We start from the raw sequence: 21,545 nt of genomic DNA on the forward strand, positions 1-21,545 counted from the left end.
ATGTACCGTTTCTGCCGGTTGATTAATCAGGCCATGGCCTGTTTTGTCGGCCAGTCCACCTTCGTCAAGCTGGATGTGTATACCCCGAACCGTCACGAAGCCCTGTGGGCATTCTGGGAAGTCTATGGATTACGCAGGGATATGTAAGCAATAAAGAAAGCACAATAAGGAACAAAACATGATGAATATGATGAATAAGCTGTCCTCTGCCAAAAGTGGATTGCGGTTTACTTTTCAGGTTGCGGGGCTTCCTGAAGATACGTTCAGCGTGGGGGAATTTTCCCTGCAGGAAGGGTTATCTGAGCTGTTTACCCTGAACCTGACGCTGGTCAAAACCCATAGCCTGAATCCGTTCAAGCCTTTAGACGAGGTGGATTTGACCGCCTTGTTGATGCAGGAAGCGGTGTTACAAATCTTTAATGGGGAACTCCAGCAGCGCAAAATCACCGGTATCATCTCCCACGCTGACTGGGCAGGCACCGACGGCAATAAAACCCTCTATACCCTGACGGTTCGCCCCGCCCTCTGGCGCCTGACACTCAATCAGGACAGCCGGATATTCCATCAACAAAATGTGCCCGCCATCCTGAATGGCCTGCTGAAAAAGCACCGGGTACGCGCCGATTCCAAACTCTACGATACCCATCAGGACAGGGAATACACCACCCAGAAACGCGAGTCGGATTATGCGTTTTTCAGCCGTCTGGCCACAGAAGAAGGCATCAGTTTCTGGTTTGAGGATGAAACGTTGTTTTTCAGCGACAGCCATCTGGGGATGACAGCCGGGCTGCCGCTGGTTTACAGCCCGCAACCGGAAACCGCCCATGGGATAGATACGATTTATCAGGTGCGGTTAGGAGTCGGAATGAGTCCGCAACGCAGCCTCCACAAAGACTTTAACTACGATAACCCGCGTTATCACCTTTCCCATATGGAAAGCAGTGAAGGCTTTCGCGATTTTGGTGCACAAACCCCCTATACCGTCTTTGAGAGCTACGGGCGATTCCAGAAAGATGCGGCGGCCAAACCGTTCTTAAAATACCGTCATGAAGCGCTGGATAACCAGAAAAAGACCGGCAGCGGAAACAGTAACTGCATCAAACTGATGCCGGGTAAAATCTTCGAGATAAAAAGTCATCCGCACGCCCCGCTGAATGCCCGCTGGCAGATTGTCGGTATCAGCCATCATGGACGCTGCCCACAGGCACTGGGTCATGATGGCGGTGATGGTACGACACTCTCCAACCAGTTCAGTTTTATCGACGGTCTCGCCGACTGGCGTCCGCCGTTCTATTACAAGCCCTTAGCAGATGGCGATGAAACCGCCATCGTCGTGGGTCCCGAAGGAGAAGAAATCTTCGTCAATAAAGACGGGGCGATAAAAGTGCATTTCCACTGGAACCGTTACGACAAGGCGGATGATGGCGCATCCTGCTGGGTACGTGTCGCTCAAGGCTGGAATGGTCATGGCTTTGGCTTTATGGCAATACCGCGCATCGGGCAGGAGGTGATTATCTCCTACCTCAACGGCGATATTGATCGGCCGATCGTGACGGGGTGTGTGTATAACGGCCTGAACCGCCCGCCACTGGATTTACCGGCACAGAAAACCCGCACAACCTTCAAAACCAAAACCCATAAAGGCAAAGGCTTTAACGAACTGCGTTTTGAGGATGCGAAAGGCGGTGAAGAGGTGTTTATCCATGCCCAAAAGGACATGAACACCAAAGTGCTTAATGACCGTGATACTCATGTGCTGGCGAATCACTCTGAGACTGTCGAGAAAAACCAAACCATCGATGTTTATGAACACCGGGAAGAGACCATTGGCCTGACAGATACGCTTGACGTCGGTGAATCCTTATCCATTACCGCAGGCACGGTGATTGAACTCCGCTGCGGCAGTAGCGTCCTGCGCATGGACAAACTGGGCAATGTCACGATTCAGGGCAGTAATTTCCTGTTCCAGGCCAGTGATGCCATTCAAATCAGTGCACAGGACATTGACCTGAACTAAGGAGCGTTGATATGGAATTCAAAAATCTGACCCCGTTTTCGGTTATGCACTACAAGATGCTTGATACCGAAGACAAAGAATATCATGTTGTCGCGATGAAAATCGTCTATCAGCTCCAGCCTCTCGGCGACGGGCCGTATTATCAGGCTGTATTAACCGAGCCGTTTGGAGGGCTGGCATTGCAGGACGAATTCAGCGGTGAACTCAACCAGTCCTCTGTCCGGCAGGAAAGTGACTTAGCACCGTTAAAGCCGAAATGTGATGTGATTGTCAACGGGGTAGCCTATGCGCCGGGCGGCATTCCGGCTGAAAGAGTTCCCATCCGGTTACTCGTCACAAAAGCAGACCGGCAACCCCTTATCGACAAAACTTTACTGGTTTGGGGAGAACGCGAGTTTCAACGCACGTCAGAGGACGAATGGCAGCTGACACCGCCGCAAAAATTCACGGAATTGCCGATAGACTTCCAATACGCCTTTGGTGGTCAATGCAAGGTCTATGAAGACGATGAGGCGGCCGCTTCCGTGGCTGATGAATTCAGGCTGTCCGCTGAACAACGCGAACAACACCCGGAAAAAGAACATCCCCCTATCGCCCATGCCACTTTCGAATACAACCCGATTGGCAGGGGATTTGTGACACCATGGTATGCCAACGCCAAAGCCCTCTCCCGTTACCCCGCGCCGCGTATTGAACATTTTGACGCCCCCGTCACTGGTGAAGATTTCACCCAATGGTTGAATCATGAACCTCCCGCTAATGAAGCGGCTTACCAGCCTGCGGGTTTCGGTATCATTGGCCGCCCCTGGCTGCCCCGTCGCACAAAAGCAGGCACCTATAATGAAACCTGGCTGGAAGAGCGCCATCCGTATTTACCCGACGATTTTGATTTTGGTTACTGGAATAACGCGCCGGAAGACCAGCAAATCGACTTTCCGGATAACAATATCCGTATCAGCCTGTTCCATTTAACCCGTGAGGGCACACTGCGAGTGCAACTACCGGGATACCGTCCCTTTATTCTGCTGAGAATGCTGAATGGAGAAATGTTACCTGATCTGATGTATCCGGATACCTTAATTATCGATAGCGAAGCGCTCACACTTTCCATGACCTACCGTTATCACATAGAAATTGACGAGTCCATCAGATTGATGGAAGCACGGTTTGAGATGAACCCGGATGCGCCCCTGGTCAGGGTCGATTTAGGCGATGGCAAGGAGCTGCATTATGGCTGATAACTACTTCGCCCGAACGGCAACTCAATGGATAGTCGTCAGCATTGTGCCGGACGTGTGCAAAACGCCGATGGGTTCATCAACCCCGCCTATTCCTTACCCTGTAGTGGCCAAACTGGCGGAGAGTTCCGTGCCGGTAAAATCCGTGCGGGCAAACGGCAAACCCGTGGTGGTTTTCGCACAAAGTTTTGTGCCACAGACACTGGGCGACCAGCCCGGCGTCGCCAATGGCATCAAAAGCGGCACCGTGGGGGGCAAGTGCCATCCTAAAGAACATTCAAAAAGTGTGCGGGCCGGCAATAAATTATTGCTGCGGCATGGTGACAAATTCTGGATGAACGGCGCATAAGGATACAGCTATGGCGAAGAAAATCGAAAAAACACCGCCCACGGTGAGCGATAAACCCTTGCTGGAAAAAAAGGCGCGCAACGACGCCCCGACGGGGGAAGGCAATACGATAGGTGAAATTGTCGGGCAACCCCCTCAGGTCACTAAAGCGCCGGGTGAAGCTAACCTGATAAGCAAGTCCAATACACTGCACGAAAAAAATTTCGCCAGTCAGGCATATGACAATGCGAAAAAAGCAATCGTTGAGGGCGGTAAAAGTGTCGCCGAAATGGGTAAAGGTGCAGCAAAAGATACCTGGAATTTTGGGGTTGATATTGCTGAACTCGCGTATCCGGCTGCCCAAATGGAGGCGGCACGCGACATGGAAGACGCGGCAAGGTGGTATGAAATACTTGGCAATAAAGAGCAGGCAAAAGTGTTATCGGAAGCAGCCGAAGAGGCCAGAGGAAGGGCGGTCACCGGTAATCTTGATGAACTCAGAGTGACATTGGACAACCCGGAACAGGAGGCTGGTGCGGTACTGGCTGACTTGAATCCTAAGGGTGCGGTTAAAGGCGCAGTTAAGGGAATCGTTGGGGCAGTTAAGGGAGTCGGTAAAGCGATTGAAAAGATTACCGCTAAAGGAGGGAAAAAAACAGCTGCCGGAGCAGGCCAGAAAATTGAGAAAGATGCTCCCAATGTTGTTCCTAAAAATGAAAAATCGAAGGAGAATGCCGGGAATCCTCAAGAGCCTCCTGAGAAAAAAGGGGGTAAGGTCAAAGGGGTAAAGAAAACGAAAGTACCCTGTTTTTCTCCTTATGACAGCAAACGTTATAAAAAATTAAAAACAGAGAAAGAACGAAAGGAATTTTTGAAAGAATACGCAAATCAACTACGCAGACAGCAGGATGCGATTAATAATATGTCGCCTGAAGAGTTTAAAATTGCGCGGGAGGCTTATAAGAAGAATAAACGGAATAGTTTGGCTGGGAAAGCGCAGGAAGATTTCCGGAATGATACTAAAGAAGATATAAAAGGTAATATATTTGATTCATTAATTAATAAAAAAGTTTCTGTAAAAGAAGCGGAAAAAATAGCACAAAGCAGAGCAGATGAAATATTTGATGGCTTAGCAGCACTGCATGAACCAGATATGGTTGCAGGAGGCTATGGACAATATGCACCTAAGAAAATGGGCGATAAAGGGATTAACAGCGCTATAGGTGGTAGCTGGAATGGAAAACGTATAAAATCTCTTGATGATGCAGCAAAAGAGGCCATTGACAGCGGGTTAGGTGACGCTAAGATGAACGTTCAATTAGAATTGTGTCGAGGTAAGGGGAAAAAATAATGCGTGACGAATTTTTTGAATATTTTATTGAAAAAATGGGAGAGGCGACTCAACATAAAGATGTTCCTGCTGATGTAATAGAAAAATGGCTGGGCAAAGTCCCAAGTCAATTATTATATTATTGGAAACATGAAGGTTGGAACAGTTATCAAGATGGGTTATTTAGTATAGTAAATCCCGATGACTATGAAGATATTGTCGACATATGGCTGGAAGATACTCCTTTTGAATCAATAGATTCTTATCATGTCATTGCCAGAAGTGGCTTTGGTAAGCTTTATCTTTGCGGTGAGCAAACAGGAATTAATTTAACAATATCTTGTATTTTTAACTCTATTAATTACTCTAAAAAAAGAGCATACAAGAAAGAAAGGAAAAAGTTAGACCAAGAAATATCTTCTTTCTTTGGAATCAAATCACCAGATGACTTTGATCTAAAAGGCGGGACAAAAAAAGGTATTTTTTCTCGTGCTGTTGAAAAATATGGCCCATTAGATGAGCATGAAATATTTGGTTTTGAACCCGCAATTATTTTAGGAGGCGAGATCAAACTTGAAAATGTCAGAAAATTGGATATGCATATTCACCTCGATATTCTGCATCAATTTGCAGATCCAGACATTCAGGAAATTTAATTTTTAATAGTATTATGTTTATAAAGTGGCTGCATATGCAGTCACTTAAATCACCTAATGATGGGTATAGATAATGCACGATGAATTCTTTAAATGTTTTATTGACGATTTAGGTGAAGCAACCCAGCATAGACCTGTACCAACCGAATCTATAAAGAAATGGCAGGGAAAATTACCGAGACAATTATTATATTACTGGAAAACCGAAGGCTGGGACAGTTATCAAGATGGGGTGTTTAATATTGTAAATCCCGATGACTATGAAGATATTGTCGATATGTGGCTAGAAGACACCCCATTTGAATCAACAGATACTTACCATGCCATTGCCAGAAGTGGTTTTGGTAAACTTTACCTCTGCGGCGAACAAACTGGGATTAACTTAACACTTGATTGTGTTTTTAATACTTTTTTTATTCTTCAAAAAGAGCTTATAAAAAAGAAAAGAAAGAGTTAGATCACGAAGTATCTTCTTTCTTTGCTGTGAAATCTATCGATGATGTTGATTTAAAAGGCAACACAAAAACAGGTATTTTCGCCAAAGCAGTAGAAAAATATGGCTCATTAGGGGAACATGAGATATTTGGCTTTGAACCCACCATTATTTTAGGTGGTGAAATTAAACTCGAAAATGTCATAAAATTGGATATGCATATTCACCTAGATATTTTAAGGAAGTTTGTAGATCCTGATATTCAGGATATTTGATAATTTACTGCTGTTAAAGTGGCTGTTCTAACAACCACTTACTTCGCTTATCTTAGGTAAAATAATAGGGCGCTGTTCAATACTACTACTTAGAACATGCAAATCCCGTCATATGCCAGGCATTTCGCATCCAATTGTCACTCTCTGCCCAGAACGCCCATTTTGCCTGCGCCTCTGTTGAACCTGAGCTGGCAGCCAGATAATCCGTTGATGTCACATAAAATTGCCGCGCCCAGCCGTCGTAAAGATAAAAACTACCCCATTCGTCATAAAGCCGTTCAAGCGCGTATTTGGACGCGATCTGACTGCCTAGCGATTTACAAATCTGTTTAGCATTCATATAAAAGTCTTCTGTCAACCCTGAGCGTTCAAACCAGGTATAACTTGTTAAAGTGAATATCACCTGTTGCCCTGCCTCATCCGTTCCCGTTAATCTCACCCCATCAGGACGTTGCTGTACCACTACCGCATCATCCGACATCGTGACAGAAGAGGAATCACTCTGCCAGTTCACGCGACCTGTACTTCCTTCCGTGATAATGCGGAATTTCGCCCCGCGCCAAAACACCGAAGGCCCCCGGGTGCCAAATAATTTCTGGTTGACATTGCCACCTTGTCTATCGACGGCGACGGTATCAACTACCCGCAACGGCATCAGAAATTCCACGGTGGGTGAGACCACCTGGTGACCATTAATTGTTGCCGTCACCGAAGTGAACCCCGTCTGATGACTCACTAATGTGACTGTCGTCTCTCCCTGGCTATTGGTCAAATCGCCAACTGAAACCATATCCCCCCTATTTGTGTTCCAGTTGACGATCTTATCCGGTAGGGGCTGACCATGAATATCGGTCACCGTGATGGTAAATGTCACCCGCTCTTTTCCATTTGCCGCAGCACGGGTTTTATTGACACGAATTGCCGATGACAACACTTCATCAAACCAGATGATGGGGGCTTCTGTCTTATTGTCCCCAACCTGAATCTGCACCTGATGTGCCCCCGCGGATGTACTGGTCAGCCTAACCTGTGTCAGCCCCCGATGGTCAGTCTGTGTGCTTTCTGAAGACAGAGCGCCATTATCTGTCTGCCAAATGACAGTCTGATTTTCCACAGGCTGGCCGAGCGAATCTTTCACCCTGGCCGTCAACACAATCTCATCCTGCCCATTGCCTTTGGTACTCACCTTATCAACCGTGATAACAGGTTGTAACAAGCGTTCAAAAGTGACCGGACGGGCACTGAGTGTTTTTCCTGAGACTTCCACTTTGACTTTAGCAGTTCCCGCTTTCCGGCTGATTAACCGAGCTGTGGCTTCTCCTTTGCTGTCTGTCCGAGCTTGTTCATCCACAAGCTGCCCGTTATCCACTGACCATTTGACTTCAGTATTGGTAACAGGCTGGTCAGCTGCGTCATGCACATAAACAGTGTAAAGTACACTGTCCTCGCCATCCGCAATGGCGGTTTGTTTATCTGACTGGATGGCATGCGTCAAAGAGGCGACAAAAATAATCGGGGAAGAAACAACGGTCTCGCTGCCCACAGCGACAATGACTTCCGCCGTTCCTGATACCAGACTGGCTAAATGGGTGGTGGCTTGCCCGTTCGAATCTGTCTTTAATGACAGCGATGAGAGCTGGCCAAAATCGGTTTGCCAGCCAACAGCCTGATTCGGTACTGGCTCTCCGGCTGCGTTTTTGACCGTGACGGTCACAACGGCATACTCTTTTCCGTCCGCTTTGAGGCTGTTGTTATCCACAATCACCACCGGCATCAGTACCGCCTTAAAATGTACCGAAGGTGCAACAGCAACGCGCTCATCCACAGAAATCCGTACCGAATGAATCCCCGACTGGCGGCTGCTCAGCAACACAGTGGCCTGCCCCTGTGCATCCGTTTCCTGCGTGGTTTGCGATAATTCCCCCGCATCACTTGACCAGATAACCGTTTGATTCGATACAGGCTCACCATTCTGGTCGGTAACAACCACGGTATAGACCACGCTGTCATCACCATTAGCCCTTGCCTGCGTTTTATTTACGGTGACCTGCACGTGTTTTTCGGTCGGTAAACTGACAAGGGTCGTTTCCGCCATATTGGAACGGTTGCCCTGGTTATCAATGACTACACCAGAAAGCCGGACAGGTTTCTCCGTGGCTTTTGGCAGCAGTAAAATCACTTTCTCTGGTTGCTGATGGAGAATTTTTCCGCCCGCCTGCTGCAACTCATCTGTAAATAGATCTAAACGGGCAAGGGAATATTTAGACTGGATAACGGGAACAAAAGTCACTTCCTTTCCTTCATACCCTCTGATTTGTGCCGGAAACGCCAGTGACATCAGCATCTGCTTTTGATAGTCCAGCACCATGTCGTAACGCCGGTTCACAAAATCAAACTGACTGGATTTCAGACTACGCAACGCAGCCACGGAATTCGGGTCAAGCTGCTGGCTGAACGGGACACCCAGTTGGTAATTGACACCCAGTGTAAAACGGTTGTCCCTGAGACCCTGTTTCCCCTGCCGAAAATCAGCTCCCAAAGTCACTAACGGCACGGGGGTATAAGTCAGTCCGGCTGTCACGCTATACGGATTTTTCTGCCGTTCTGACTCACCCAATAACGCAACCTGCTGCCCGTAATACTGTTCAAATACCAACTGCCCGCCCCAGTGAGGAAATGCAGGTAAGTAGGCTTCTGCATGAATATCCCAGCCGTTTGCCGGTCGTGCATCATAATCGATGAATTGTCGGGATGTTTGCCAGCCAGATAAGCGCTGATAGGCATTAGCCGACAGTTTGATGTTATCATGCCAGGCTTCTAATCCAATACCATAACGATGATGTTGTTCCGGCCACAGGGCATCCCAGAAAGCATTGGCCCCCCATAGCCATTTATCCATTAAATAGCGATATCCAAGCCCGATATGGGTTGTCGTCTGTCCGTGATTCGCCCTTATCCCAAACTGGCTGAATGCGGTATAAGAAGAAGCGCTATACCATGGCAACAACCAGTCAAAAGCCGCATCTTTTAATGAGAAATGGTGATCAAAAGGTAACGTGAGACGGGCATTGCCGTATTGATTAAACCAGGGTGTTAGTGTTGATGTGACAGTAGAAGATAACTGCTGAGCTACCATCGTCTGTGCGGCTTCGGTGGGGGATTGTGACTGGGTGAGTTGCCCCCATTTTGAGGTGATTTCAGACAGTTTGTAAGCTGTGTGGTTGTCTTCGTTTTGATGTTCTGCCATGGCCTGGCCGGAAAAACTGAGTGACATTCCCAATAGAGCGATAATCAGAGACTTTACACCGTCGAACAAGGATGAATACGATTTTTGATAAACTGGCATATTACCCCTTTTATATCTTCTGAAAAGGACAACATACCGAGTGGAATGATAAACAACGCCTTTTAATTCTTTTTTAAATTTTAATAATTAATGAATTATAATTGAATATAAAGCCATTTTCCAAACGTTAAATAAAAAACATCCAGTAAAAAATTACATCTTCATATCTTTTACATTTACTGACTGATTATTATTTCCACACAACTTATTATTTTTAATGCACTAAAAAAGTATACCACCAATTCGCGATTACTTTTCAACCAATAAACTCATCAATTTAATATTAATAATTAAAAATAATTTGAAAATAAAAAAATGCAATTTTTATATTAAGACAGTTTACATAAAATTTATAATCACTATAAATAAGGCGCGCGATCAAATACTAAACAAACTCAGTCCAGTTTCCATACATACTTTAAAAACAACCAAATTCATAAAAAATACAAAACTATAAGAATATTGTTTTAAATTTACATTTCTATATAATGCAGCGTCATTTTCTATATATGTGTAATTTATTTATGCCTCTTTATTCTCTGGGCAGAATTTCTGCTAATTCTGCTCGTTTATTGCTCCTTGCGCTGCTAGCAATTTCAGGGAAATCAAATGCATCATCATTTATCAGCCCTGTTGATCAAGATGCCATTACTCAGCAACAAAAAGACTTATTACAACAAGCACAACAGCAGCGTGATGACATTCGCAATAGCATTACGCTATCACCACTCGCGACACCGACATCTGATGATGAAGAGTCGCTCTGCCACCCTATTCACCAAATTCAGTTTGAAGGCGCAGAAAATCTCTCCGCATCAGTGCAACAGGCATTATCCAAACCCTATCTATCCCGCTGCCTGACCGTCGGTAAAATTAACGAATTGGTACGTAAGGTATCAAACACCTACATAGAAAAAGGTTATGTAACTTCTCAGGCAGGATTAAAAGAGCAGGATTTATCCACCAGCATCCTGACAATTACGGTTACGGAAGGAAAAGTCGGCTCCATCCTGCTTGATGATGAAACGCCCCTTGCCCTGAAAATGGCTTTTCCATATATGGTCGGAAAACCCCTTAATTTGCGGGATATTGAGCAGGGCATGGAACAGTTAAACCGTCTGCCTTCCCAACAGATAACGATTGATATCCAGCCGGCTAAACAACCCGGTTATTCTGACGTTATTTTAAAGCGCACCGCTTCCCGATTGCCGGTCAATGCCAGTCTGGGACTGGATAACAGTGGACAAAAAAATACCGGGAAAGAACAAATTAATGTCACTTTAGGGCTGGATAACCTACTGCACCTTGCTGATCTGTGGTCAATATCCGCCAACCGTAACAGTGATTTTCGCCATAATCACCAGAACTGGAACGTGACATCAGGGATAACAATTCCTTATGGCTACTGGTCATTCGATTACCAGTATGCCAGAAACAGCTCATTTCAAATGATATCTGTAGGCACCGACCGTTACCGCCATGAAAGCAAGGGACAAACTCATCAGTTAAAAGCAAACCGGACATTATACCGTGATAGCAAGCAAAAACTGGGGCTGAATATAGGGCTAGTCCGCCGCCAGACCTCCAACATTGCGGCCGGAGTAAAGTTATCCGTCAGTAGCCCGACATTAAACGCTGTCAGTCTGGGTGCTAACTACAGCACTGTACTGGCAGGGGGCTATCTTACGTTCAACCCGACGCTCAGTCATGGTTTAAGCATCTGGGGTGCGACTAAAGATAACTCCGGCGACCGCAATGCCCTCAGAAGTCAGTTCCGTAAATTCAGCCTGAGTAGCAGTTATTTTATTCCTGTTACGGAAGATATCTATTACCTGACCTCCCTGTATGGGCAGTTTACTCCGGATAATCTTTATGCCGGTGAACGCCTTTCATTAGGCGGGCAATATTCCGTCCGAGGATTTAAGGAGCAAAATCTCATCGGGAATAATGGTGGATATTGGCGTAATGAACTGAACTGGAAACTAGCCAGACTCCCTTTATTGGGTGAACTTTCTTTAAATGGTGCACTGGATACAGGCTGGCTGGAAAACAATAAAAAAAGGCAAATCGAAGGAGGTAATGTTACAGGAACATCACTGGGTATTTCGCTCAATCGCAACAGGATGAATCAGAGGGTCACACTAGGAAAACCGCTGATTTATCCCAATCACCTCAAACCAGACCACTGGGTTATTTATTGGTCTGCTTCACTCAGTTTTTAATAAAACTATACCAGCAAATTAGGACTTAATTTAGTTAAAGGACAAAAAAATGGATAAATATAATAATCCCATGGCAAGGGGAACCTGCTATCTTTTAATTTACCTGACCGGTGTATATCCTCTGAATTCTGCATTTGCAGGAGGAATTACCCCTGACAATTCGCAGACACAGGTACAAAACAATGGCAATGTCCCGGTTGTCAATATTGCTGCACCCAATAATGCCGGGATATCTCACAATACGTATAAAGAGTTTAATACCGATACTCAGGGCGCGATATTAAATAACGCCACACAAGCGGTTAACTCTCAACTGGCCGGCCAAATCAACGCCAACACCAATCTGCAGGGAGAGGCAGCCCAACTCATCATCAACGAAGTGACCGGAAGCAGCCGTTCTGAATTACTGGGACAACTGGAGGTTGCAGGCCAGAAAGCCAATGTCATGATAGCCAACCCCAATGGCATTACCTGTGACGGATGCGGATTTATTAATACCTCCGGTGCAGTACTGACTACTGGTAAAACGCAATTTGACACCCAGGGTGCACTGGAAGCGCTGAATGTGACAAAAGGCCAAATCACGATTGGTGGTAAAGGGTTAAATGGTCAGTCAACAGATTATGTTGATATTATCAGCCGAGCCACCGAACTGAATGGAAAAATCCAGACCAATAACCTTGCACTCACTCAGGGGGCCAACCAGATTTCCTTCAAAGACGGCACGACAAAAACCATTGCCGGAGAAGGTGCAACGCCACAATTGGCTGTCGATACCAAAGCGCTGGGTGGCATGTACGCCAATAAAATCCGCCTAATTGCTACGGAAAATGGTGTCGGGGTGAATCTGAAAGATATCACCAGTAATCAGGGAGACATTACGCTCAGTGCTAATGGCAAAATGGAGCTTGGCAGCATTAAGGCTAAAACTGACTTAAATGTGGGCGCCAAAGAAATTAATATTGAACTAAATTCTCCGGTTCAGGCAGAGCGGAATATTGTTCTTGCAAGCAGCAAACTGAGTAATAAAAGTAATGTGACTGCTGGGCAAGATATGAGAATATATACAAATGAATTGCATAATATTAATACTGATGCTCTTTTTCAAGCTGACAACAATATGTGGATTCAGAAGAATACAGAAGGAGATAAGAGTAAATACATTGAAAATAAATCAGCAGCTATAAAAACCAATAATGGCGATTTGATTATTAGAACTGAAAAATTAGATAATATTCAAGAGTCCTCTTTGAACAATGATATGAAAGTTGAAGCAACTTCGACTAGTAAGAATAATCGACTAGGCATAACTGAATATCATGATATAGAATCTATCGAAGGATATAGTGGAGAAAAAAAAGTGCAAATATAAAAAAATTTGAGTATTCTAAATGGTTCGATACGATAGATTTTTATCAGAACAATGCTGTCAATGTAAAGAGATATTTAACCCAACACAATGTTAATTTTACCAAAGCATCTATAAGTTCTGGGAATAATCTGTATATTAATGCAACTGATTTAGATAATATAAATTCTGACATAAAATCCAAGAAAGATTTAATTCTAACTGGAAGAGATTTAAACGTAATAAGTACTCAGAATGGTGAAAAAAACATATTCCACACTTTTGACTATGCATTTCCTTGTTTTAATTTTTGGGGAGGATGTGATACTGATAATTCATTTTTTAATTTAGGAGAAGCTCATTCCTGGAAAGATATTAATCCTCAAGTGAATTCTCTTTTATTCTCTGAAGGAAATTTAATTGCTGATTTTTCAAATAATATAAACATTGAAAAGAAAAGGCCTTATTATACTGAAAAAACAGGTGAAATCACCATTGATAACGATAATTCAGAATCGTTAGTTAGTATGAGGAATATAGTATTATCTTCTAATTCAATAAATAACAAGAGTAATATACGATCAAGTGGAGATATTTCAATAATAGCAAATGATTTTATTAATATAAATCAGTCAAAAGTCTTAGCTAACAAGGATTTATCCATTAATGCTGTTAATAACATTGAAATAATCCAAAGCGATCTTAAAGGTAAGGATATCTCTTTATTAAGTAAAGAGGGAGATGCAAACATTCTCACTGATAATCGCATAGGTTATTTTTTACTGAATGGAATTCGTTGGTTAGGTGGAATTGAGGCTACAAATGATCTTACAATATCAGCTGGAAATAACGCTAAATTATCTAATTTGAGATTTAAGCCTCAAAGTGGCAATATAAGTATAATTGCTAATCAAGGGATCACCGTAAACTATGATGATTCTATCCTAAAAAATAATAAAAGAATGTCGGAACTATTTAATAGAGATAAGGAATTAAAAGCATTTGAAGAAGCATTGTCAATTGAGAAATTAAACACAAAAGGTTCTGTATATCTAAATTCTGTAAATCAATCTCTTAATTTACGTGGAATCGGTATTGAAGCTGGAAAAAATATTAATTTAATTTCTGCAAAAGATATAGATTTAGGCCCTAGAATTATTTCAAAAGACTTTGGGTATAGATATTGGATAGGTTCTCAAGGTGTGCGTTGGACAGAGGATAAAGATACTCTTTGGATGTATAATTCTCCTAATTTCTCTTTAGTAGATGATACGTATAAAGGAGGTCATAAAAATACTTCTGCAGAAATAACTTCAGCTATAGATCCATTTGAATTCTGGATTTCTACAGAGTTGATTGATAAAATTTCAAGTAAAGTTAAGGCAGGAGGAGATCTTTTAGTTCAATCAGGAAGAGATCTCAGTGGACAAAGTGCCACATTATCTTCGAATGGTCATACATTATTATTTTCTGGCCGAAATATAACTTTTAACTCATTTCCATATTCGACAGCTCCTAATCCTATAGGCTATGATTGGGAACAAAGAGGGTATCAGTTAGATTCCAGCCTGATTGGCCAAAAAAAATTAACTTTAATCTCTAATAATACTTTAACCACTCAAGGAGGTTATCTTCAATCTAAGGGAGATATAAATATTACTAGCGATGGAAACATACGTTTTGAATCTAGTCGAAATGGCATTCATAAAATAACCAGAGACAGTAGCTTAACCAATATAACTCATAAAAGTACAGAGATAAATAGTGTTGGTAATTTAAATATTGTAACTAATGGTAGTCTTTTGTTTCAAGCTACTAAATTAAACTCTGGGGATAAATTAAACGTAGCTGCTAAAGGTGGATACTTATATGCTCAAGCTCAAGAAGAGGTTCTTCATGAAACAAATACAAGTTCAAAAACTAGTTGGGGTGGGTTTGGTAACACAAAAACTTCTACACAGAATCGTCATGATGTAACAAATAAAGTAACTGAGTTTAAATCTAGTGGAGATATCAATTTACTAAGTAGGGGTGATAGTACTTATGAGGCTAGCAAATTCGAAGCTGGTAAGAATGCTACATTAACTAGTACTCACGGTAAAATAAATTTTAAAGCAGTTAAAGATACAGAGTTTAATCAAGTCATTAATTACTCTGAAGGTTTTTTTATTAAAAACCAAGATAAAGGTTATTCAAAAGAAACGTGGATATTACCTTCTGTTCATATTGGTGGAAAATTAACAATTGATGCCGAAAATGGAATCAGTGCTGATATCAAAACACAGAAAGGCCAATCTTTACAGGCTGTATTGACTGCTCTTGGTGATACGCCTGAAACAGCTTGGTTAAAAGAATTAAGTCAGCGCAAAGATGTAAACTGGAATGAAGTTCAGGATGCTTATGAGAATTGGGATCATGAGAGCCAGCATTTAAACCCTGTAGTTTCTGCTGTTATCGCTATCGCCGTTGCTGTAGTCACAGCTGGTGCAGGAGTAACTATTGCTGCCGCTAATGCTGCCGCGGGTACAGCCAGTGGCGCAGCCGCCGCAGCCGGAGCCGGTGCTGCGACAACTGCAGCAGTCAGCACCGCTACATACGGCGCAGTTTCTGCTGGTATCTCATCTTTAGCTTCTACTGCAGCGGTTAGCCTTATTAACAACCAAGGCAATGTATCCAAAACTCTTAAGGAAATGGGCAGTAGTCAAACTGTAAAATCAACCGTCACTTCCATGGCAATTGGTGGTGCTTTAGCCGGATTTGACAAGTTGATGGGCGTGGAAAAAGCGGCTAACAGTGTAACTAATGTACCTTTATTAAGTAATCAAGAATGGATCAAAGTCGCTCAACGCGTTGCAGGACAATCAATTATCAGTTCCAGTTTAAATACAGGAATTAATGGTGGCAGCTTTAAAGATAATTTCACTACTGCGTTACTTGCCAATGTAGGCACCCAGGTCAATATCGAAGGTGCGGATTTCATCGGAAAAAATGGAGCTGCATTAGGTTTTACTGAAAAGGCTATCAGCCATGCAGCAGTATCAGCTATTGCCGCACACATTGGTGGGGGTGATGCAAAAGCTGCAGCAGCGGGTGCATTTGCAGCCAGGCTTGCGTCTGTAACACTGGCTAAAACGTTTAATGATCCAGCTCAAATTCTGGCAGGCGGTAAAATCATTGGTGGTATTGCCGGGGCATTTGCTACAAATAGTGCACAGGGAGCCCACGGTGGCGCGGGTGCCGGTGAAATAGTTCTTGAGCATAACTTCCTGAAATATGATCTATATAAATTGGATCGACAAGTCAAGGCAGCAAAAGAAAAAGGCGAAGACACAACACCTATCTTTGAGAAAATGCGTAAGAGCCTGGCAGAAGATCGGGATATGGTCAAAACCACCTGTAAGGACAGTCCGACTATCTGTGGTGCTGCACATCGCGAACTCGCCAATGAAGCGATAGGGGAATTCCAAGGTATCGGCGAATTTTATTTTGATCGTGATGTTGTTGCGTTTGTGAAGACAGAAACGGATAAGGACAATGCTGTCATCAATGACTATATCAGTACAAAAGGTGAAATACTGGAGTATGTGTTTAACGGTGCTGAGATATTGGTAGGCAACGAAACAAAGTTTTCAATTAAAGGAAAAAGCACCAATTCAGCCCATAATCAACAAACAAATCCGTCAGGTTCTTCGCCAACGGTGGTGGTTGTAAAGACAGACTCAGGTACAAAAGGTAATTGGAACAAAGATCTGAACAAACCTCAACCAAATACGATTTATCATGTGGATGGAAATAAAACGTACCATACTGATGCATTAGGCAGAACAAATAATATTGAGGCTTCATTAAATTTGTCGAGTAACGATCGTAATTCCTATCAGCAACGGAAGTCTGGTAAACAAGGTAACCCAGGAGATGATGGCGGTCATTTAATAGCTACTATATTCACTGGGCCCGGTGAAAAACTGAATATTGTACCGATGGATGCTAATTTAAATCGAGGCAATTGGAAGCGGATGGAAAATAGCTGGGCGAATGCATTGAAAGAAGATAGGCAGGTTAGTGTTAAGATAGAGGCTGTTTATTCTGATAATAGTGTAAGGCCGGACAAATTAACTGTACGTTATCAAATTGATAATGAAAAACCTGTGAGAGAAACATTCCAGAATAAGCCAGGAGGAAAATAGTAGTGTCTAAAGAAAATGAGTTATATACGCGGATTGGTAGATCCTTGTATGCTGCTGCACCAGAAAGCGCCAAAATAATTGTCTTGGAGGCAGAGCTATCTGCTGAAGATGATCATGTTAAGTTCATGTTTGATTATGTTGATGAGCTAGGAAATAAATCTTGGTTTGAACCGAATAGCTCACAAACAGATAGTGAGCTAATGGATTGCTTAGTAGAGCTTCGTAAATATTATGTAGAGAACAATCTCACCAATGACCACCCAGCATGGCATAGTTGTGAGGTCAAACTTGATGTAGAACAAATGAAACTCAATATAGAATTCAAGTACGAGGACTAACCAGAAAGAGATCCCAGCTATAGCGCTGGGATTTTTTTCCCTTTAACCGTCAGCCGTTCTCAGCTAACCAGATAACTATCCACGCTTGTAGTGACTCACAAAATCGGGACACGTTCGTCGCCTCTTATTGCTGTTTTTTGTTTTCATTTAAGGGAGTAATTCCCCTAAAAAAACAGAGTGCTCATAAGTGGAATTTTCTCGTGATCTTAATCAATTAGAGGAGTTTCGAATCTTATGAAGAAAGCACATTTTACTGACAGCCAGATCTTAGCTATTTTGGAATAGGCAAATACCTGTCATCTATTATTTAAATCAACTTTCAATCCCCGTGCAATATCCAACTTTCTCGCCACTAGCATCGCCGCCTCCAATTCACTACACTGATGTGCCCGCATTAACACCCGCCGCTCAGCCTTTTCTTCTTTTTCCGTCATGCCCAGCGCCAGATAAAAGCTCGGGGGCACCACCCGAAACAGCGCCTCGATTTTTTTCGCCAGCACCACCCCTTCGGTATAACAACAGGGTAATTTACTGGCGGAGAGCAGTACGGCTTTCTGTTCTTCGCTCAGTTTCTTAAAGCGGGCAATTTGTTCGACTTCATCCGGCGGCATGGTCAGGCACAGCCACCATTCGGCCATATTCAGCATTTTCTCGGCGGTATCGGGGTAGTCCGCCAGGTTTTGGGTCGCAAGCCACAGCCATGCGCCCAGTTTACGCCACATCTTGACCACTTTGGTCATATACGGTGATAACAGCGGGTTGGTTGTGGTGATATGCCCTTCATCGATCACCAGTTGCAGTTCTCTGTCCTGATATTGGTCGCGTTCGGCCAGGTTATTGACTTTGTTGATGAGTGAGACCATGGCCAGCGCCATCTGTGCCGAGTAGTTTTCACGGGCTAATGTGCCAAAATCAATCAGGGTGACATCCACTTCCGGCCACGGGGTGCCGGTGCGGTTAAACAGTTCTCCTTCGAAGCCCTGAGTAAACATCGACATTGCGCCAGCCATTTCATCAGCGCGTGTCCGCCGCTGTGTGGTTATAAGAAGCTGGCCGTTTTCATCTTTCTGGTGATTGCGGGCGATGGCATAAAGCGCATTCTGTAAGTCCGAAGCCACCATCTGACGTTTTTCTTCAAAACTCGTCTGAGCTGCCCTCATTATCGCCTCGCGGATCAGGCCACGATCAGAACGGGTCAGGCGCTCTTCTTCTTTTTTCTCGCCGCCGGTGATCATCAGTCTGGCGGCAATTTCCATCTCGCCCAGAATATCGCGTTGCTCATCCCCCTCGTCTTCCTGTGGCTCATCCGTATCAGGAATATCGGCTTCATTGATCCGCAATTGTTTAGGACTCAGTTGCAACAGTTGATGGGCATCGGCAAACAGCGCCAGACTGACTCCACAGCCCGGTTTGATACTGATTTTATTGACGCTCAGGCCCAGACTTTGGTAATAGTCCGCCAGCAGGCCAAAACTGTTCCCCGCTTCCACAATAAACAGACGCGGTCGGTGTATTGCCATCAGTTGCACTAGCGAGGCACATAAGGTGGCTGATTTGCCTGCCCCTGTCGGGCCAAATAACAGTAAATGGGCATTCTGGGTGCGATCCTGTTTGTTCATCGGATCAAAGGTCAGTGGCTCTCCGCCCCGGTTAAAAAAGCTGAATCCCGGATGACCGGTCCCAGTTGAGCGCCCTGTTACCGGCAATAACCCCGCCAGATGCTGAACCCATGTCAGGCGGCTGTACCAGTGTTTCTGATCTTTCTGCGGATTAAAGCCCATCGGCAACGCCCGCAGGTAAGCATTCAGCGGTGAAACACTGAATTCCGGCCGGACGGGCTGTAATCCTGCCGTCAATAAGGTGGAAGAGATGTGATGCACCCGATGATTCAGATCACCGATATCCTTTCCCCGCACCAGAAAGGTGAGTGCGCTGCGGTACAATTTGTGCCGCCGCCCCAGCAGTTCTTTGACTTCCTGCACATCCTGCCGGACACGCAACGATTCGGTATTTTCTCCCACAGCATTTTTCGCCAGACGGGTAAAATCCTCCTCCAGCACATCCTGTGCCTGTGCCACGATGGTCAGAGAAACCACGGTGCCCTCCGGCATCATATCCATCAGGGCATTAATATTATCGCCCCGTTTGACTTCCCCCGTCAGCGTGCCCGGCTCAGGAGAACGACGCAGACGTTCAACCGGAATGGCTTTATGCGGCAGGCCATCAAACCACCAGATACCCGTCTGCGGATCGGAAACCGGCGGGGTAAACCACAGGCTTTCGGCAAAGTCGTTATTGACGGGCAATTCTTCCTCTGTCGGTGCGGCGTAACTCACAGCGCGGTAAAAATCCGCCTTACCCATCCCCCAGCCCGGTGCCGGATTAAAATGACGCAATAACCAACTGTGGATTTGCTCACCACTTTGCCGGACACAGACAACACCCGCCGAAGCCAGTGCGGAGACCAGGCGTTCGCAGACCTGATCCAGTGCTGCCACCGATGACAAAGAGTGGCTGTCTGCACGGAATTTGCGACCTGTGGGCAGCCATCGGTACACCACCATACGGGTCAGTCGTTGCTGACCCCGCCACAGTTGCCCGGTGATCAAGGTGTCCTGAAATATGCCTGCCGGACTGGCAATATTCTTCAGGTGTTTTTCTGATTCCTGCAAAAAAGCTTCCGTAAAGGCGGTACCGGCCGCCCACGGTTTGATATAACGGCGCAGGGTATTGAGATAGCCGGTCGGGTCGTCTTCATCCTGACAAAAAAACTGTACCACCCACGGGGAAATATCGTCCTCTTCCAGACTGTCCTGGATCGCATCTTCCAGTTGATCGCGGATTTCCAGCAAGCGTTCAAACGGTCGGCCTTCTGTGGCGATCGGCTCGATACGGTAGACCGCTCCCACGGAAATGCCATCATCCAGCAACAGGCATTGTTCCTGTTCGAGATATTCCACCCAGGGCAGGTAATCAATGATGGAGGGATTGGCATGGTAGAGGGCGGATTCATCCGTATCGCGCAGCCTGCCGGGACGATGCAGGGATTCCGGTCGGGCATTGTTTTTCTGATGAAAGACCATTACAGCGCCTCCGTGCGTTCACCCGGCAGGGCGTACTGCACCTGCTGATAGAAAGGGAAAACCGTGCTGTATCCCGGTATCGGTGTAGTACCTGCAGCCAGATGCGGGAACACATACATCACCATATCGGGATTCGGCAGACGGGGAAACTGCTGACTGATTTCGTTGGTCGCTGAACGGCTGTAATCATAGGCTTCATCCTGAACATTCCGTGGTTCCGCCCCGGTTAACGGTCGGCGCAACGTGTTTCTTGCCATGGTTGCCGTATTCCCGGTCGTATTTCCACGCCACATCGCCAGCATCGTCTGCTCACCGGCGGGCAGGATTTCTTCTTTGGAAGTAGCGCAGCCTGCCAATAGCCACACCACACTCAACAGAGTCAGATGATGCGTTGCTCTCAGCATGTTTTCTCCTCCTCTCTGTCATCATCAGTCACGGTAAAGGTGGCAAATTCGGGGTGTACCGCCAGTTCCTGTAAAGTAAAGGGCTGCACTTCCCAGTTTTCCGGCGCGGCTTTTTCATGTTTCTCAACCACAGCCTGCCACTGTGCTTCCGTCAGACGAAAAACCGTAAAATCGCCGTCAAAGAGCGGCTGGCATTCCCTGCCTGCTGACAAATACAATCGAATATCCTTTTTACGAAAACGTCGCCAGTAAAGCTGTACAGGCTCAGCAAATTCAGAAAGAGTTTTCATATGCACTTGCAGGCAATACGGCAGACTTGCACTAAATAAACCGTTCATGT

General features: G+C 44.9%; 15 protein-coding genes. 11 read left to right on the plus strand and 4 right to left on the minus strand.

Annotated elements, in window-relative coordinates; all coding sequences use genetic code 11:
- Nucleotides 1-178: 178 nt before the first annotated feature.
- The 7 genes from tssI (at nucleotide 179) to PSI22_RS15845 (ending at nucleotide 6,277) form a co-directional block, all read left to right on the plus strand.
- Nucleotides 179-2,017 carry a type VI secretion system tip protein TssI/VgrG gene (gene tssI, locus PSI22_RS15815; RefSeq protein WP_370689037.1) on the plus strand — a complete coding sequence of 613 codons (1,839 nt, stop codon included), beginning with the start codon at nucleotides 179-181 and terminating at the stop codon, nucleotides 2,015-2,017.
- Between the two features lie 11 nt (nucleotides 2,018-2,028).
- Nucleotides 2,029-3,255 (plus strand): DUF2169 family type VI secretion system accessory protein, encoded by a 1,227-nt coding sequence (locus PSI22_RS15820; protein WP_273580584.1) that lies wholly within the window; start codon nucleotides 2,029-2,031, stop codon nucleotides 3,253-3,255.
- Nucleotides 3,230-3,604: a DUF4150 domain-containing protein gene (locus tag PSI22_RS15825; protein WP_273580585.1), complete on the plus strand. Its 375-nt coding sequence runs from the start codon at nucleotides 3,230-3,232 to the stop codon at nucleotides 3,602-3,604. The genes PSI22_RS15820 and PSI22_RS15825 overlap by 26 nt, the downstream gene beginning before the upstream one ends.
- Nucleotides 3,605-3,614: 10 nt before the next feature.
- Nucleotides 3,615-4,934 carry a polymorphic toxin type 15 domain-containing protein gene (locus PSI22_RS15830; RefSeq protein ID WP_273580586.1) on the plus strand — a complete coding sequence of 440 codons (1,320 nt, stop codon included), beginning with the start codon at nucleotides 3,615-3,617 and terminating at the stop codon, nucleotides 4,932-4,934.
- Nucleotides 4,934-5,569, plus strand: a complete 636-nt coding sequence (locus PSI22_RS15835) for a GAD-like domain-containing protein (protein WP_273580587.1) — start codon at nucleotides 4,934-4,936, stop codon at nucleotides 5,567-5,569. Before PSI22_RS15830 ends, PSI22_RS15835 begins: the two co-directional genes overlap by 1 nt.
- A gap of 73 nt (nucleotides 5,570-5,642) precedes the next feature.
- Nucleotides 5,643-6,026, plus strand: coding sequence for a GAD-like domain-containing protein (locus tag PSI22_RS15840; protein ID WP_273580588.1), 384 nt, complete (start codon nucleotides 5,643-5,645; stop codon nucleotides 6,024-6,026).
- Between the two features lie 26 nt (nucleotides 6,027-6,052).
- The gene (locus PSI22_RS15845) at nucleotides 6,053-6,277 is read left to right on the plus strand and encodes a T6SS immunity protein Tdi1 domain-containing protein (protein WP_273580589.1); all 225 of its coding nucleotides are present in this window, start codon (nucleotides 6,053-6,055) and stop codon (nucleotides 6,275-6,277) included.
- Between the two features lie 85 nt (nucleotides 6,278-6,362).
- On the opposite strand, the gene PSI22_RS15850 is transcribed toward PSI22_RS15845, so the two are convergent.
- Nucleotides 6,363-9,623 carry an inverse autotransporter beta domain-containing protein gene (locus tag PSI22_RS15850; RefSeq protein ID WP_273580590.1) on the minus strand — a complete coding sequence of 1,087 codons (3,261 nt, stop codon included), beginning with the start codon at nucleotides 9,621-9,623 and terminating at the stop codon, nucleotides 6,363-6,365.
- A 524-nt stretch (nucleotides 9,624-10,147) separates the two neighbouring features.
- Here PSI22_RS15850 and PSI22_RS15855 point away from each other — a divergent pair.
- The 4 genes from PSI22_RS15855 to PSI22_RS15870 all read left to right on the plus strand — a co-directional run bounded on the left by PSI22_RS15855 (nucleotide 10,148) and on the right by PSI22_RS15870 (nucleotide 17,718).
- The gene (locus PSI22_RS15855) at nucleotides 10,148-11,845 is read left to right on the plus strand and encodes a ShlB/FhaC/HecB family hemolysin secretion/activation protein (RefSeq protein WP_273580591.1); all 1,698 of its coding nucleotides are present in this window, start codon (nucleotides 10,148-10,150) and stop codon (nucleotides 11,843-11,845) included.
- Nucleotides 11,846-11,894: 49 nt separating this feature from the next.
- The gene (locus PSI22_RS15860; RefSeq protein WP_273580592.1) at nucleotides 11,895-13,217 is read left to right on the plus strand and encodes a filamentous hemagglutinin N-terminal domain-containing protein; all 1,323 of its coding nucleotides are present in this window, start codon (nucleotides 11,895-11,897) and stop codon (nucleotides 13,215-13,217) included.
- Nucleotides 13,218-13,579: 362 nt separating this feature from the next.
- On the plus strand, nucleotides 13,580-17,380 hold the full coding sequence (locus PSI22_RS15865; protein ID WP_273580593.1) for a DUF637 domain-containing protein: 3,801 nt from the start codon (nucleotides 13,580-13,582) through the stop codon (nucleotides 17,378-17,380).
- A gap of 2 nt (nucleotides 17,381-17,382) precedes the next feature.
- Complete coding sequence (locus tag PSI22_RS15870; RefSeq protein WP_273580594.1) at nucleotides 17,383-17,718, plus strand: immunity protein YezG family protein; 336 nt, start codon at nucleotides 17,383-17,385, stop codon at nucleotides 17,716-17,718.
- 296 nt (nucleotides 17,719-18,014) lie between these two features.
- Here the strand turns inward: PSI22_RS15870 and PSI22_RS15875 are convergent, their stop codons facing one another.
- Genes PSI22_RS15875 through PSI22_RS15885 form a run of 3 tightly spaced genes read right to left on the minus strand, consistent with a single transcriptional unit; the run spans nucleotide 18,015 to nucleotide 21,543 of the window.
- A complete protein-coding gene (locus tag PSI22_RS15875) occupies nucleotides 18,015-20,801 on the minus strand; it encodes a conjugative transfer ATPase (RefSeq protein WP_273580595.1) in 2,787 nt (928 codons plus the stop codon).
- Nucleotides 20,801-21,205, minus strand: a complete 405-nt coding sequence (locus tag PSI22_RS15880; protein WP_238126835.1) for a TIGR03751 family conjugal transfer lipoprotein — start codon at nucleotides 21,203-21,205, stop codon at nucleotides 20,801-20,803. Before PSI22_RS15880 ends, PSI22_RS15875 begins: the two co-directional genes overlap by 1 nt.
- Nucleotides 21,199-21,543, minus strand: coding sequence for a hypothetical protein (locus PSI22_RS15885; RefSeq protein WP_273580596.1), 345 nt, complete (start codon nucleotides 21,541-21,543; stop codon nucleotides 21,199-21,201). Before PSI22_RS15885 ends, PSI22_RS15880 begins: the two co-directional genes overlap by 7 nt.
- Nucleotides 21,544-21,545 lie beyond the last annotated feature (2 nt).

It is taken from the genome of Xenorhabdus aichiensis, assembly GCF_028598775.1.
Classification (GTDB): Bacteria; Pseudomonadota; Gammaproteobacteria; order Enterobacterales; family Enterobacteriaceae; genus Xenorhabdus; species Xenorhabdus bovienii.